The organism is Meiothermus sp., assembly GCF_037443965.1.
Taxonomy (GTDB): Bacteria; Deinococcota; Deinococci; order Deinococcales; family Thermaceae; genus Meiothermus.
Genome location: NZ_JBBINI010000008.1, coordinates 97,805 through 113,133, shown reverse-complemented (window position 1 = coordinate 113,133; position 15,329 = coordinate 97,805). Strand labels below are relative to the sequence as shown.

Here is a 15,329-nt window from a genome sequence, read left to right as displayed (position 1 = left end):
AAACGATACTACCGAAATGCTTTTCTACTCCCTTCGGTCGGCTTGAATCCTTCACCTCTGACTGCGGCGGGCGGTGAAGGATTCAAGCGGAAACGGTATTACTCCGTCTCTCCCGCCCCCCTGCCCACCTGCTCCCGACGCCCGCGGAAGACCATCCGGAAGGGAATCTCGCGCAAACCCAGGTCTTCGCCGATGCGGTTGCGCAAAAAGCCCTCGAAAGCCCGTGTCACAAACTCGGGGTGGTTGCAAAAGAAGACAAAAGTGGGGGGGGCCACCTCGGGCTGGGTGAGGAAAAAGAGCTTGAGGGGCTTGCCCTTGAAGTTGGGGAACATGGTCTGGGTGCTCCAGACCGAGAGCCAGCGGTTGAGCTCGGCGGTCTCGAAACGCACTCGAGCCAACTCGTAGAGCCGAGCCGTTTCCGATAAGAGTTTGTGCAGGTTCTGTTTGGTGACCGAAGACACGTAGAGAATGGGCAGGTGCTGGATGTGCGAAAGCTTGAGCCCTAGGTCGGCCCGCACCCGTTTGGCCTCCTCTTTGCTCTCGATCAAGTCCCACTTGCTGATGGTCACGATCACTGGCTTGCCTGCGTCCAGGGCCTCGTTGGCCAGCTTCATCTCATGATCGCCCAGTTCTCTGGGGTCTACTACCAGCAAAACCACGTCGGCATCGAGGATGGCCTGATGTGCGCGTCCGATAGCCTGTTCTTCTACCCCGGTTTCGGGGCGTTTACGGATACCGGCTGTGTCCACCAACAAAAACTTGTTGCCCGCATAGTCAAACTCCACATCAATGGAGTCGCGGGTGGTACCCGGTAGTTCGGAGACAATGACCCGCTCCTCTCCCAGAATGGCATTTAGCAGACTGGACTTACCGGCATTGGGGCGGCCCACAATGGCCAGTCGGATCGGCACCACCTCAGGTTCACTTTTGCTTTCGCGTACGGGCAACAGCGCCCATATACGCTCGAGTAAGTCGTCGAAACCACGCCCGTGAGCCGCACTGGTGGGCAGGGCTTCACCAAAGCCCAGGGCGTAAAAATCGCCCAGGTAGGCTTCGTGTTTGGGATCGTCAATTTTGGTGGCCACCACCTGCACCGGTTTGCCCTGACGGCGCAGAAAGTCGGCGACCTCGAGGTCGGCAGTGGCAATATCGCTGCGGCCATCCACTGCAAAGAGCACCAGATCAGCATCGGCGATGGCCCGTTCGACTTTTTGCTTAATTTTCTTTTCCCACACATCCCCCGACCACAAACCCCCGGTATCCACCAGCTTGAAGCGGCCCTGCTCACTTTCCACCATGCCCTCTTTGAGGTCGCGGGTAACCCCTGGCACATCGGCCACCACCGCAAACCGGCTTCCGGCCTTGGCATATTTCTCCGGTGCGGTACGCAATCCCAATAGTTTGTTGAACAGGCTCGACTTGCCCACATTGGGGCGACCCACAATCACTACTCGATACATAGCTCCACTCGCATTCAGTTTAGAAACCCACAGGGGCGGCTGTCCAGGAAGGGCACGAGCCTACGTTACATGAGCCCAAAAACAGCATCCTTGATGTTACCATGCACTTGTCGTATGGAACCGAAGGTTTGTTTGGTGGTGGGGATGGGACGGGGTATCGGGCTAAGCGTGGCCCGGCGCTTTGGTCGGGAGGGGTATCGGCTGGGCTTGGTTGCCCGCAGCGAAACCAGCCTGCAAAACTACGCAGGCGCACTGGAACTTGATGGCTGCATGGTCAAAACCTTCCCTACCGACGTAACCCGTACCCAGCAACTTATTTCGGCCGTTCGGGAAACCGAAAAGCAGCTTGGTTCCATTGGGGTCTTGATCTACAACGCCTATGCTTCCCAGGGCAGCCGGGCTTCGGAATTGAGCCTGGAGGCCCTCGAGCAAACCCTCCAGGTCAACCTTTACGGGGCTTTGCTGGCAGCTCAACTGGTCATCCCCGGCATGCTCTCGCGCCGCCAGGGCACCCTGCTCTTTACCGGGGATGGCCTGGCCCTAAACCCCCAGCCCGACCAGGCCGCGCTCTCCATTGGCAAAGCCGCCCTGCGGGCCCTGGTGGGCGCCCTGAGCAAAGAGCTCTACCGGGAAGGCATCCATGCCGCTACCGTGACCATCGCCGGCCCGATCCGGCGCAACACCCCCTTCGACCCCGACCTGATCGCCGAAAAGTTCTGGGAGCTGCACACCCAACCTGCGGGCCGGTGGAAGACTGAGGTGATCTACCAAGGATGAGGCCCACTTCATCAAAGCAAACTTCTTGTAGCACCTCTCCGTAAAGCTCGCTCGGCTCTGGATTTAAACAGGGGATACCGTCCTAGAGAGCGTGTTTGTATTACCAGACTTATTCCTCTGCAGTGGGCTTATCTGGACGTGCACCACGGAGCAAAGCCAACACCGCGAGTGCAGCGTTCAGACTTATAGCGAACAATACTATGGCCCATACTGCAACGGCTAAGCCTGAATTCCAGTTAATAACCATATCGCCGTTCACCGCAACGATGACCAGTGCAAAAAGTGATAACAGGATCCTGGTTAGATTTTTTTTCAAATGACGGTTCGATTTACTTTTCCCCAGCATATCTACCCTCCGCCGTGAAGCCTTCCTGTCCGTTTATTGAATTGCTGCTCTTGCTCGAACGACGCAAGAACTGAAGAAAAATCCCACCCAGCCACCCTGACAGAAACAAAATCATTGCGTAAAGTGGCAGAACCAGCAAAACCCCAGGTAGGCTAGCAACTCCCAGGCTATTGTAAAGTGCAGGGAACTGCACCACAACAGCCGCTGTTGCCCAGCCAACTGACCAGGCAAGCACCCAGAGGCTCATCTCGATGAGCGTATGGTGTTTCGTCCATGCTACTATACCGCTAAACACCGCCCCCACCAGTCCAACCGAAAAAATGGGTGGCCCACCCGACCCCATGGCTGTTCCCAGCGCGCTAAGTGAGCTTACAATAGCAATTAACCACGGAACCATGTTTATCCTCCAATTGCCGCACCAGCACGTAAATCGCGGGCAAACATCCGGCCAGTGCGTCCATCCAGGTACAGCAGACGGTTCGCGGTCCAGGGCTGGCCCAGTTCTGCCAGGTAGCGCAGGGCATCACCAGCGACATAAGAGGCAGCCCAAAAAGCAGTAGGTCCAAAGACCGGTATCTCTCTAAAGGGGCTACGCACAAACTTGGGTGGCGTTATTAGCTCGCCCAAAGAAGGGCCGGTACAAGTGTCAATAAACGGTCCCACCATTGTCCAGGTCTCGAGCAGACCCGCACCGATATGAGGGATACCCTGCCTAGCAGCTGCTTCGTCAATTACGAAAGCGATTTCTTGGGGAGTATCTACCGCTCGAACAACCAGATCACACCCCGCAATGCGCTCCTCAATCTGGTCAACCGACTCGATTGACTCGTGATAAGCCTCAACTGTTATGGTTGGATTAACCGATAGCAGGCGATCTTGTGCAGCAACTACTTTTGCTTTACCAATATCCTGTTGACCAAATAGCAGCTGGCGGCTGAGGTTGGATGGCTCCACCACATCTTTATCACTAAGCACAAGTTGTCCGACACCAGCTGCCGCGAGCAAATAGGCCACCTGAGTGCCCAAGGTGCCAACCCCCAAAATCGCCACGCGGGCCGCCTCCAGGCGTTTCTGGCGCTGGTGAGGGTCGTCGGGCCAGAAGCTGAAGAATCCCAGTTGTCGGGCATAGCGGTTGCCCTTTTCGATCCTGTAAGGAACAATATATCTTTCTTGCTCAAGAAACCGGCGCTCTTCCTCAGAAATTTCTGGGTGAGTTAAGACCACTTCTTCACCTTGCTCGAGTGCCTCAAGAGCGGGCCGATAACGAACCTGTACGGAGTTAACAGCGCCTAAGAGAAGATGTTCACCCAGCCGCGCACGGAAGCGGTAGGGGTTTACGAACATGTGTGGATGCATGCTTATCCTCCTATGAACGATTGGGTTCCTGTGACCCCTAAACTAAAAGGGCAGTTGCGATGTAGACGAGAACACTCAGGTACAGGCCCGATGCAAAGACCACCGAGAGGACCGCAAACACGCCAGCTAAGCCTGAGGCAGCACCCACAAACTGCGGCTGACCGCGGCGGGTCAGCAAGTAGCGCAGGTGCGCGAGCGAACGCTGGCGGAGGTTTTGTTGATCGAGAAGGTGGCAGAGCAACCAGTACCCATCAAGACGCACAAAAGGAACAAGATTGAGGGCAATGCCAATCAGGCTGGCAAGGGTGTAGGCGCCCAAGAAATGGTGTTGGGTGACTATCCATGCTGCAGCTGCCGCTAGCAGAGGGATGGTCTGGAAGAGAATTCCACCAAGCGCAATGGTGGCCCGAACCCTAGCTGGCTTGATCCACGATTCCGTAACGTCTGCGTAGCCCACGGGTTGAAGATAGAAAAGCCCGATTCCCACACTTCTAGTGCGAACGCCGAAGTGCGCTGCCACTGAAACGTGCCCCAGCTCATGCCAAGCTGTAGTGAGAGTCAGCGCCAACCACAAAAGTAAAGCCTCCTGCCAGCTAAACTGTGTCAAATTTGGTAACGAAGGTATACCTTTGAAAAACCCTAAAACAGCCAAGGTTGCAAGCATCCAGAGAATACTTGCAAGTATTGGTTTTAGTACTCGACCTTCGATGGCTTTGGTAAATGCTTCTGAAGGCCGCCAGATGGGGAATTTAATGAAGCCCGATTTGATCCCGGCCCAGATAAGGGAAGGGATGCCATTACTCTTCCGCTGGGCCACAAGCTCAAGTAGCTGGTCGGCAAGAACCACTGCGTCGGCCTGTGCGAAGTGTTTGCTAAGCGCAGAGATGGTTGCTTCACGCTCCATCGGTGTCTGTTGGCTAACGAGCTCGGCCAGAGCAGCGTACACCTTGCCACTAACACGAAAAAACTTCTGGCCCATACCTACAATGTTAGACTGGCAACTCCCTAGCACGGTTACCTCTCCCCAGTGTGGCCTGCTTGCATTCATGATTTGTTCAGGGGTACTTTTCGTCACGGTTTTTCCCAAAGGGTGTGCCCTGGAGCGCAGGTTGTGTCGCTCAGGGCACACAAGAGTGTGGCTTAGGCCGCGCCCAAGGCTAGATGCCGCCGCACACAAGTGCAGTGCCTATAGCAATTCCAATACCTACACCATCAAAAAACTCACTCCAATCCCAAGCCGCAGTTATATCTTCGAGCTCAGTCAATGCCATGTCGCGTGGATTCACTACTGCAAGATCGTTCATAAGCAAACCTCACCTCGGTTTTTTGAGAGTTCAAAGACCGCCGCAAACCACAATAATAATCCCGACTAAAATCCCCCAAGCTTTCTCATCGTCCAAAACGGTGACTGTCTCGAGGGGCTGCAACTCGAGCGGACAAAGCGTAGCATCTGCTTCTTCTTGCTTTCGAACCAGTGTATTTGTCATGGTTTATCCTTTCAACTCAAAACTAGAGGGCTTAGGGCCGGCTTACGCGGAAAAGATTTTTTTGGCGAAGTTACCTGTTTATACCACCTCCTCCTCTCTCAGATGGCCGTATGATTCCATCTCCAGAGAGACAGGGCGGGGACATTTTGTTGTCAAGTGTCTTTCCTACTCAAGCGCCTTCCTCAGCGGTGTTTGTCTGGCTTATAGAGGAGTAGGGCAACGCAGGACTTGTCTTTAGTTCGTCTCCACAGATGTCCGGTAGCCCCTTTTTTGATGCTGAATGCCTTGAACAGCTAGAAAACGTGTTTTTATCTATAATTTTAACTATATTCAAATAAATACAATCAAGTCGTCATAAGTCCTTTTGAGTTGAAATGTTGTGTTTACTGGAGCGGAATATGCCTAATAAATTCACCGGGCCTCAGCCAAAATTCGTTATTCCAAGCGTCCTTAAGTACGAGCTGACCCGCCCAAGCCTCATTGAAGAAATCGAGCAGTCTGCCGACTTCTCTTTACTTGTCTTGACCGCCCCCATCGGCTTCGGTAAGACAACCACCTTAACACAGTGGGCTCGAGCTACCAGGAGTCGTGTTGCCTGGCTGAATTTAGATTCGGAGGACGAAGATCCGAGCCAGCTGGCCCGCTCTCTAAGCAGCAGCATCAAGGCTGCAGAACCCTCACTAAAGCTGGAAAAGTTCGAGACAGCCCGGGGTCTCCAATCATCAGAGGCCAGCGCTTTTGCGCTGGCCGAGGACTTGAACACCTCGGCCAGTAACCTGCGCATCATAGTGGATCAAGCCCAGCACCTCGGGCCAGAAGCGGCCCATTGGATGGAACTGTTTTGTACCAATCTTGCCGAGGGGCATCAGCTAATTTTGAGTGGTTATACCGAGCCAAAGCTTCGTTTGGGGCGGCTAATAACCCAGGGCCGGGTGCGAGCCATCAACCCCAAACATCTGGAGTTTAGCCTTGAAGAAGCCAAAGTCTTCCTTGCAAGCCACGGCTACCAGGGCGACCCCATGGAGGCATACCAATGGCTCGAGGGATGGCCTGCAGGTCTGGCCATGATTGCGCAGGAGGCCCATACTAAGGTTCCTCCCGAAAAGTTGGTAGACGAGATACTAGACACTCTGGAAACTCCGTTGCAGGAAGTTTTGCCAGAACTATCTGTGCTAGAAGTCTGGAGCGAGACAGAAGCTGAGAATTTTGGCGTATCACTCCCAGAGGGATGGCTCGAGCGCATAAGGGATTTGGGCTTACCCATGACGCCTTTGGGAGGTGGGGTCTACCGCCCGCACACGCTGTTGTTGCGTGCACTGGATGCCCGCCTGTGCAAACGGCCTGCCCGCCGAAAAGAACTACATCGGCAAGCAGCCCTTATGGCCGAGCAAGCGGGAAACTCCCTCACCTCCATCCAACACTACTTAGTTGCTAAGTGCTTCGACGATGCCCGAAGGCTGGCCGAACAGGTAGTAGCCAGGCTCGAGGCCCGCGCAGAATTTAGACTTGTCCGGCAAGTGTTAGAGGCTTTTCCCGAGAACCAACTCTCCGACAAACTACAGGATGCACTGGCAGTTGCCTACATTTATTTGGGTGAAACCCAACGCACCGAAACCCTCATGCAAAAGCTATATGCAAACGGCATATTCCAAAGGCGGGGGTATTTTTCGCTCGGGCTGGTAGCCGCGCGCAAAGGCGATACCTCGAAAGCGCTGGGGCTTTTTGAGCAGGGCCTCGCCCAGGGGGGCAATGACCTGCTGGAAAACCGCCTCCGGCGAAATGTTGCCCATAGCCTAGTCAACCTAGGACTCTGGGAGCGCGCCATAGTCGAGGCGGAAAGGTGCGTGAAGTGGGCTGCGCAGGCAGGCGACTCGCTCGAACTTGCCAAATCAATACGCCTCCTCGTTTGGCCACTTGCCAGCCAGAGGCGGTTTGAGGAGGCCGAATCTGCCCTTCTCAGGGCACTTCGTGTATATCAGGAGGAGCACCTTATCTTCGATCAAATTTCTGTTTACAACGACCTAGCCGAGTTGTGCCGCCTGACGAACCGGCCCCAGGAGGCCCTCCAGCACGTCGAGCGGGCGCTGGCCTTGCTGGGCGCGGAGGACAGCCCTAATCTCCAGCTTATATTGGAGACCAAAGCGGATTGCTACATCTGGCTAAACGAGTTCGCTTTGGCCCGAGATAATTTATTGCTGGCACTGGAACGCAACGTGCTTCGTTACCTCGCCATAGAACAACGAGTTTTGTATAAACTGGCCGAGGTTTGCTGCCGCCTGGGCGACTTGGAGGCTGCAGAGAACAGGGTCTTGCAGGCCAGGGCGGTGCCACTTCAGCCACAGGACAGCACGAATGGCGTCGCACATTTTTATGAGGGCATCTTCCATTTTTTCACAGGCCAGCTACAAGGCGCCAGGAAACATTTCGAGGCTGCACTCGCGAGGCCATTGGAACGGGATCGGCAGGCGCGAAGCCACCTCTACCTGGCCGAGATTGCCCGGCTGGAAGGGCACTTGGAGCACATGCACGTCCAAAAGCTCCGGCAGGCTATTGAGCAGTTAGGCAACGCTGGGGTGCTGGCAGTGGATCGCGCGGCATTGGGCAAGACACTTGAGGAGCTGCTTGCGCTGGGTTTGCCCAATAAGTATTTCGAGATGGCCCAGGCCGGTAGTCTGAGGGTAGATGCTACCCCAACGCGGCTGCGGATGTACCTCTCTACCCTGGGGGAGTTCGCGGTAAAGATTGAGGGCAGACCGGTAGCTATAACCAACAGCAAGGCCCGGGAAATTCTGGTTTGGCTGGCACTCAACGGCAAAGGAAGCCGCGGACAGATCGTGGACGCACTTTGGGATGGCTCCGACGACTATCGTCACATTGACTATTTCAAGATCTCGGTTCGTCGGCTTCGGTCGGCGCTTGCCAGTCATCCGCTGGTGGACTTTGATCCAGTACCCTTCGAGGGCGGCCTTTACAGGCTTGGCGATCGCCTCGAGGTGCAGGTGGACGTCGTGGAGTTGGAGCGTCTTTTGGCGCTTGGCAGTGCCGAAGACCTGGAAATGGCCCTGAAAGTTTACCGAGGAACCTTTTTGCCGGAAGTCGAGGCGGGCTGGGTAGAGCCCATCCGAACCCGAGCCCTCGATGCAGCCCTGGCTGCAGCTGCCTCGTTGGGTGAAATGCTGGCGGAGGATAACCCCACCCAGGCTGCTTGGGCTTTTCAAAAGCTGGTTGAGCTTGATCCCCTCGCAGAGGCCTCGTACATCAAACTGCTGAGGGTGTTGCGCCGGCTTGGTGACCATCCTCGGGCAAAACTGGTTTTCCGCTCGTTGGTGCGTATGTTGGCCGATGAGTACGGGGCCGACCCCGATCCAGCGGTGGTTCGGGAGTTTGGCGACCTGGTGGAATAGCGAACCCAAACCACCTCCTAAAAGTACTTCCGAAGAACTCTTAGCCACGGCAACCGCACAGCCAGGGCGCGTTCATCCTTACTGCGCTGATTGTTCAACCGGGTTTGGCGCTCTATGGAGGCTTCCCGGTGTAACCGGGCCAGCTTTGTTTCGGTATACTCCCTGAGGAACATTTCGTTAATCTGCATAACCATCTCCTCTGTCCAACTCGAGCCAGTTGACAATAGCCTCTAACGAGGCCGAAACCGTCGCGGAGGCTGGGGGCAGAAGGTTGCTGGCTAGCTGGCGAATTTTGGCCAGGACGTCCGAAATTTCCTGGCCGGAGCTGAGTTTCTCTTCTGCCACAGCAATCAGCGTCTCCCCAAGTAAAACCTGCTGGTGTGTCCAGGTACGGGTAAGCGGGGCCTCGCGGAACCTGGCTCGAATGGTGTCTAAGGCCAAAAGCACGGCATCATGTCGGCGAGGATTTTTCACGCAGCCCCCGTATGCACAACATGGGCTTATACCAATCGGGATGGACCGCTTTCCTGAAGAACTGGGTATGCTTGAAGCCAGGGCTCCGGAGACGGCATTGGTTCAGGGATTGGAAGCGGAATCGGTATGGGAATTGGGCGTGGCCAGGGCAGCGGCATGGGCTCAAATCGGCGGCTCTCCACGCCAACGAGCTGGTAAGGCGAAGAAGCTCTATGAGCCTTATCAGACTCCACTAATCCCTGACTAACCAGCACGACCGAGCCCAGCACAACGCTGACCAAGGCCGAGATCAGAGCTCCTACCTGAAAACCCAAACGGCGTTTTTGCATAGCTACCTCCCTGTGTCACTTTGCGGCCCGCGCTTCTTTGGTGGCGAGCCAAGGGCAGGGTACACAGTGCGCGATAACAACATGGGAACAACCGCAAACCGCCAAGGTGTCTCCGAGGTGTCTCTGAATTGAGTTTTGGGTTGCTCCTTTAGCCTGCACGCCCGGTCAGGGGCTTGGCAGGGCCTATACTTGGGCCTGTGAGTGCCTCTACACCCAATCCCCTGGGTCGTCTGGTGGCGTCGGCCGCCTTCAACCGATTTATTACCGCTGTTATCGTGTTGGCCGCCATACTGGTGGGCCTCGAGACCTACCCATCCCTCATGGCGCGCTACGGCCCCGCCCTCCACCTGCTCAACAACCTGGTGCTGGCTATCTTTGCCCTCGAGGTGCTGCTGCGCATGGGGGCGCTGTGGCCCCGGCCGCTGCGCTATTTCCTCGACGGCTGGAACGTCTTCGATTTTTTGATCGTGGTGGGGAGCCTGCTGCCGGGGCTGGGGGCCTACGCGGTGGCAGCCCGCCTGCTGCGGCTCCTGCGGGTGCTGCGCCTCATCCGCACCCTCCCCGACCTGCAAATTATTTTGGGCGCGCTATTGCGCAGCATCCCCTCCATCGGCTACGTCTTGCTGCTGATGCTGCTTTTGCTCTACGTCTACGCGGTGGCCGGGGTGTTTTTATTCGGGGCCAACGACCCCTTCCACTTCGGCAACCTGCACACCGCGCTACTCACCCTCTTCAGCATCCTGACCCTGGAAGGCTGGGTGGATGTGCTGCGCGTCCAGTACCTTGGCTGCGAGCGCTTCGAGCTGCCCGACCCGGCCCTGTGTGTCCAACCCCAGGCCCAGCCCCTGGTCGCGGTGGTGTACATGGTCTCGTTTGTCCTGCTGGGCACGCTGGTGTTCTTGAACCTGCTGGTAGGCATCGTGGTCAACAGCATGGACGAGATGCGTAAGAGCCTGCAAGGAAACAAGGCTTCCACACCAGGCAATATAGGGCAGCTACAGGAGGTTGAAGCCAAACTAAATGAGGCCCAGGAACTGCTTAGGAAGTTTAGGAAGACAGAGGACTAACCAGATCGGTTTCGATGCTGTCCAAAACCGGGTGACCCAGCACCCGCCCTGAAGCCACCATCTGCCCCTTGTGGTGGAACTCGTGGGTAATGGGGTGCATCAGTAACCAGCGCTGGCTCACATTGGCCTTCCAGCCCTTGCGCGGATGCGTCCAGACGTACACCTCATCCAGCCGGTCAAAGGAACGTAAGGCTTCCTCCACCAACCTGTCTACACCGTCAAACACTGTCCGCACCGCAGCAACATTCGGAAAATCTGCCCCCTTAAGGTCGGTCTCGGAGTGGCCCATCCCAACCGCCCCCACCCACCATAGGTAGCGGTCGGCCACATGGACGTGCAGGTTGCGGATGCTGCCGAAGCCGAAGTCGGAGCGCTCTTGGGTATAGATTTCCAGGGGCAGTGATTCACAGTAGCCAAAAAGGACTTCGCGGGAACGCTGCACCCAGCCGTAGAAAATCGGCAGATCGTCGTTCATGTCTGAGGATATCCCGGCCCGGTGTGGTATACAAGTAACAATGGTGCATCCCAATGTGATTAGGCCCCAGACGCCCTGGCAGCGCTTTGGGGTGTGGGCTTTGCAAATGCTGGGCTGGGCAGCGGTGATGGCCCCACCGCCAGGGAAGAAGTTCGTGCTGGTGGGCTACCCCCACACCTCCAACTGGGACTTTCTGTATGCGTTGTTGTGGGGTATGGCCTCTGGAACCCGCTTTAGATGGGTGGGCAAGAAGCAGCTCTTTCCCCCAGTGATCGGGGTGGTGATGAAGTGGCTGGGAGGCATTCCGGTAGACCGCTCCAAGGCAGGCGGCGATTTTGTTACCCAGGTAGCCCGCGTCTTCGACCAGCACGACAATTTATGGGTGGTGGTGGCTGCCGAGGGCACCCGCAGCCGCGCCGAGTATTGGAAAAGTGGATTTTACTACATGGCCCTCGAGGCCAAGGTCCCCATCGCCCTGGCCTACCTCGATTACAGCCGACAGGAAGTCGGCATCGGGGGCTACTTTACCCCCAGCGGCGACATCGAGGCCGACTTCGAGCAAATCCGGGCCTTCTACGCCGACAAGGTAGGCCGCGACCCCAGCAAACAAAGCCCCATACGGCTCAAGCCGAAAGATAGTGCTTAGAGGCCAGCAAAAGCCTTCTATACTGCATTTGGAAAAGTCAATATTGCCTACCCCTAAGCCGAATGTGTGCGGTAGGGTGCAAGGTGCTGTTTTAGCAAATCTTGAAGATCCTGGTGCCTTCTATGAAGGCCATCACCTATCAGCCAAGCAGCATTCGCGTTATTCTGGTAGACAGTGACCGTTTATGCTAGAGAAACTTGAATCCCTAGAAGCCGAGTACCAAACGCTCGAGCGGCAACTGGCCGACCCGGCGGTGCTCACCAATCAGGCGGAGTATCAACGTATCAGCAAGCGCTATGCCGATATGGGGTATCTGGTTCATACCATCCGCCAGTACAAAGAAGCCCTGGCCCACCTAGCGGAGGCCCGCGAACTGCAGTTCGACCCCGAGCTGGGCGGGATGGCCCAGGCTGACATCGCGGCCCTCGAGCCCCGCATCCGCGAGCTGGAAGCCGAGCTCGAGCTGCTGCTGCTGCCCAAAGACCCCCTCGACGAGAAGAACGCCATCGTGGAGATCCGGGCCGGCACCGGGGGCGAGGAGGCCGCGCTGTTTGCCGCTGAGCTGCGCGACATGATCATGGAGTACGCCCGGCAGGGCGGCTACCGGGTCGAAGTTCTGGACACCTCGCTCACCGACCTGGGGGGGGTTTCTAAGGTGGTCTTCGAGGTGAGCGGGCCGGGGGCCTATGGCTACCTGAAGTACGAGGCCGGGGTGCACCGGGTGCAGCGGGTGCCCGCCACCGAGACCCAGGGCCGTATTCACACCTCCACCGCCACCGTGGCGGTGATGCCCGAGGCTGAGGAAGTGGACGTAGAGCTCGACCCCGCCGACCTCGAGATCACCGTCTCGCGGGCCTCGGGGCCGGGGGGGCAGGGGGTCAACACCACCGACTCGGCGGTACAGGTTCTGCACAAGCCCACCGGCATGATCGTCTCCTGCATGGAGTCGCGCAGCCAGATCAAAAACAAAGAAAAAGCCCTCTCCATCCTGCGTTCGCGCCTCCTGGAGATGAAGCGGGCTGAGGAAGCCGCCCGCCGCCGGGAAGACCGCCTGGCCCAGATTGGGGCGGGCGAGCGCTCGGAGAAGATCCGCACCTACAACTTCCCCCAGTCGCGCGTGACCGACCACCGCATCGGCTTCACCACCCACGACCTGGAAGGGGTGCTGGCCGGCGACCTCTCCAAGCTGCACGAGGCCCTGCGCAAAGCCGACCAAGAGCGGCAGCTCGAGGCTCTTTCAGCCCCCCAGACGGCATCTTCCAAGTCCGCCTAGGACACGAAAGGCAGGCTATAGATGCATGGGTTGCGACGTGACCTATTGGTGGCAGCAGCCATCCTGATGGACAAGCAGGGGCGGGTCTTGCTGGTCGCCAACGACTGGAGCCGTCGGGGCAAGGTGCGCTACACCCTGCCTGGCGGAATGGTCGAAGCTGGGGAGACCATCCCGGCTGCGATTGCAAGGGAAGTGCAGGAAGAAACCGGGCTGCGGGTCAGGGGGATTCAACATCTGGCTTATGTGATTCAGGTCGAAGACTATCGTAAGAGCGAACGCACCATCGCCATGGCCTTTCGCGCCGACTACGAAGGCTTACTCAACCCCAAAGACCCCGATGGGCACATCGTGGAGGCCCGCTTTTTTACCCCAGAAGAGGTCGCGGTCAAACTCGACGAGCACCGGCCTCTTTTGGAACCCCTCATGGACTATATCCGCGGGGAGCGGGGCCGTTTTTATGCGTACTCGAGCTGGGGTGGTGAGGGAACCAAGGTTTGAACACCTTGTGACCTTCCACGACGATCCCTCAAGCGGCTCTATGCTGTGACGTAAGGGCCACTGCAATCAACCTTCTACAAGACTGGATCGCAAGTGGTTCGCAGCTGGCCGTTGCTTCAAGCCACATATGACCCTTCCCAAGCAACACCCATTCGTACACTATGCCTTGGTGCGCTGTTGGTTTCTATTTTGAGGTCAAGTATGGTCGCAGTCATTCTTTCGGGCGGGGCAGGCACTCGGTTATGGCCGGTCTCGAGGGAGCAATACCCCAAACCCTTCATGAAGCTGCCCGATGGGCAGAGCCTCTTACAAAAGGCCTTTTTACGGGCAGTGCGGGCAGGAGCCCAGCAGGTGCTCACGGTCACGGGCCAGGAATACTATTTCAGCACGGCGAGCGAATACCAGGCCTTGGGGCTGTCCGAGGTACAGACCTCTTTTGTTATAGAACCCTTGCGCCGCAACACCGCACCTGCCATCGCCATGGCCGCCCTGGCCGTGGCCGAACGCAACCCCGAGGAGGTACTGCTGGTACTCTCCGCCGACCATCTGATCCAACACGAAGACCTGTTCGCGCAGTCGGTTGTCCAGGCTACTGCCGTGGCTGCCGACAACTACCTCGTCACCTTTGGTATTGAGCCCACCTACCCCGCTACCAACTTTGGCTACATCGAGCAGGGTGCTCCCCTCAATAAACACGCCTATCGGGTGGCCCGCTTTGTAGAAAAACCCGACCGCTCCACCGCCGAAGCCTACCTACAGACCGGGCGCTACTACTGGAACGCAGGCATCTTTTGCTTCAAGGCAAAGGTCTATCTGGAAGCTCTGGAAAAACTCCAGCCCCAGATGTTTGAGGCGGTGCTGGCCTGCTGGCAGGGCAGCGAGAAGGGGGACGTGACCTATCTGGATGCGCCCCTTTTCAAGCAAGTGCCCAGCGAGTCGGTGGATTATGCGGTGATGGAGAAAGCCGAGCGGGTGGCCGTCGTGCCGGCCAACCTGGGCTGGAGCGATCTGGGCTCTTGGGACGCGGCCGCCCTGATGGTGCCGCCCGATGCCGCGGGCAACCGGGTATTGGGCGAGGCGGTATTGCTCGAGACCACCCATACCTTTGTCCAGACCGAAGACCGTGTGGTGGCGGTAATTGGAGCCAACGATCTGGTAATCGTGGATACCCGCGATGCCCTGCTGGTGGCCCGGCGCGACAAAGTACAGGACGTGAAGAAGGTAGTGGAGCAACTCACGCACTCCAAACACGACACGGTACGTCGCCACCGCACCATCCAGCGCCCTTGGGGTAGCTACGTGACCCTGGAAGAAACCAACGGTTTCAAAATACGGCGGGTGGTGGTCAAGCCAGGCCAGGCCCTCTCCAACCATTTGCACCACCACCGCAGCGAACACTGGACGGTGCTGCGGGGCACCGCCCAGATCTGGCTGGATGGCCAGGTGCGAATCTTACGGGCCAACGAGTCGGTGAGTGCAATCGCGGGGGTGGCCCATCAACTCATCAACCCTGGGTTGCTGGACTTAGTCTTGATCGAAGTGCAAACCGGCGAGTATCTGGGAGAAGACGATGCCCAGCGGCTGGACAGCCATGTGTAACTGTAGTCTGCGGACAATGGGATCCCAAGCGATCTAGGCGTGAATTCTTCCCACTACCTTCACTCTTCTGTAACGCTACAGCGTAAAAATGGCGCTTATGAGGCATCTTCTCCTAATGGGCTGTGATATTTGGCTGCT

The 15,329-nt window shown here is 57.2% G+C and carries 14 protein-coding genes; 7 read left to right on the top strand and 7 right to left on the bottom strand.

Annotated features, from left to right (window positions below; genetic code table 11):
• Positions 1-98 precede the first annotated feature (98 nt).
• Positions 99-1,460 (bottom strand): ribosome biogenesis GTPase Der, encoded by a 1,362-nt coding sequence (der, locus tag WKI89_RS06595; protein ID WP_337868374.1) that lies wholly within the window; start codon positions 1,458-1,460, stop codon positions 99-101.
• A gap of 114 nt (positions 1,461-1,574) precedes the next feature.
• Here der and WKI89_RS06590 point away from each other — a divergent pair, with 114 nt between their 5' ends.
• On the top strand, positions 1,575-2,237 hold the full coding sequence (locus WKI89_RS06590; protein ID WP_337868373.1) for an SDR family NAD(P)-dependent oxidoreductase: 663 nt from the start codon (positions 1,575-1,577) through the stop codon (positions 2,235-2,237).
• A gap of 109 nt (positions 2,238-2,346) precedes the next feature.
• On the opposite strand, the gene WKI89_RS06585 is transcribed toward WKI89_RS06590, so the two are convergent.
• From WKI89_RS06585 to WKI89_RS06570, 4 genes are all read right to left on the bottom strand, one after another.
• Positions 2,347-2,583 (bottom strand): hypothetical protein, encoded by a 237-nt coding sequence (locus WKI89_RS06585; RefSeq protein ID WP_013014912.1) that lies wholly within the window; start codon positions 2,581-2,583, stop codon positions 2,347-2,349.
• Positions 2,584-2,982: 399 nt separating this feature from the next.
• Positions 2,983-3,939 carry a ThiF family adenylyltransferase gene (locus tag WKI89_RS06580; RefSeq protein WP_337868372.1) on the bottom strand — a complete coding sequence of 319 codons (957 nt, stop codon included), beginning with the start codon at positions 3,937-3,939 and terminating at the stop codon, positions 2,983-2,985.
• 37 nt (positions 3,940-3,976) lie between these two features.
• Positions 3,977-4,918, bottom strand: coding sequence for a site-2 protease family protein (locus WKI89_RS06575; protein ID WP_337868371.1), 942 nt, complete (start codon positions 4,916-4,918; stop codon positions 3,977-3,979).
• A 178-nt stretch (positions 4,919-5,096) separates the two neighbouring features.
• Positions 5,097-5,243, bottom strand: coding sequence for a hypothetical protein (locus tag WKI89_RS06570; protein ID WP_337868370.1), 147 nt, complete (start codon positions 5,241-5,243; stop codon positions 5,097-5,099).
• Positions 5,244-5,824: 581 nt separating this feature from the next.
• On the opposite strand from WKI89_RS06570, the gene WKI89_RS06565 reads away from it, so the two are divergent.
• Positions 5,825-8,830: a tetratricopeptide repeat protein gene (locus tag WKI89_RS06565; RefSeq protein ID WP_337868369.1), complete on the top strand. Its 3,006-nt coding sequence runs from the start codon at positions 5,825-5,827 to the stop codon at positions 8,828-8,830.
• Positions 8,831-9,007: 177 nt separating this feature from the next.
• Here the strand turns inward: WKI89_RS06565 and WKI89_RS06560 are convergent, their stop codons facing one another.
• Entirely contained in the window at positions 9,008-9,304 is a 297-nt protein-coding gene (locus tag WKI89_RS06560; RefSeq protein ID WP_337868368.1) for a hypothetical protein, read from the bottom strand.
• A gap of 526 nt (positions 9,305-9,830) precedes the next feature.
• Here WKI89_RS06560 and WKI89_RS06555 point away from each other — a divergent pair.
• The gene (locus WKI89_RS06555) at positions 9,831-10,700 is read left to right on the top strand and encodes an ion transporter (RefSeq protein WP_337868367.1); all 870 of its coding nucleotides are present in this window, start codon (positions 9,831-9,833) and stop codon (positions 10,698-10,700) included.
• On the opposite strand, the gene WKI89_RS06550 is transcribed toward WKI89_RS06555, so the two are convergent.
• A complete protein-coding gene (locus WKI89_RS06550) occupies positions 10,681-11,175 on the bottom strand; it encodes a DinB family protein (RefSeq protein ID WP_337868366.1) in 495 nt (164 codons plus the stop codon). The two genes, WKI89_RS06555 and WKI89_RS06550, sit on opposite strands and share 20 nt — an antisense overlap.
• Before the next feature lie 40 nt (positions 11,176-11,215).
• Here WKI89_RS06550 and WKI89_RS06545 point away from each other — a divergent pair, with 40 nt between their 5' ends.
• The 4 genes from WKI89_RS06545 (at position 11,216) to WKI89_RS06530 (ending at position 15,191) form a co-directional block, all read left to right on the top strand.
• Complete coding sequence (locus WKI89_RS06545; protein ID WP_337868365.1) at positions 11,216-11,821, top strand: lysophospholipid acyltransferase family protein; 606 nt, start codon at positions 11,216-11,218, stop codon at positions 11,819-11,821.
• Between the two features lie 184 nt (positions 11,822-12,005).
• Positions 12,006-13,094 (top strand): peptide chain release factor 1, encoded by a 1,089-nt coding sequence (gene prfA, locus WKI89_RS06540; protein ID WP_337868364.1) that lies wholly within the window; start codon positions 12,006-12,008, stop codon positions 13,092-13,094.
• 30 nt (positions 13,095-13,124) lie between these two features.
• The gene (locus WKI89_RS06535) at positions 13,125-13,592 is read left to right on the top strand and encodes an NUDIX hydrolase (RefSeq protein ID WP_337868381.1); all 468 of its coding nucleotides are present in this window, start codon (positions 13,125-13,127) and stop codon (positions 13,590-13,592) included.
• Between the two features lie 201 nt (positions 13,593-13,793).
• Positions 13,794-15,191, top strand: coding sequence for a mannose-1-phosphate guanylyltransferase/mannose-6-phosphate isomerase (locus WKI89_RS06530; RefSeq protein WP_337868363.1), 1,398 nt, complete (start codon positions 13,794-13,796; stop codon positions 15,189-15,191).
• Positions 15,192-15,329 lie beyond the last annotated feature (138 nt).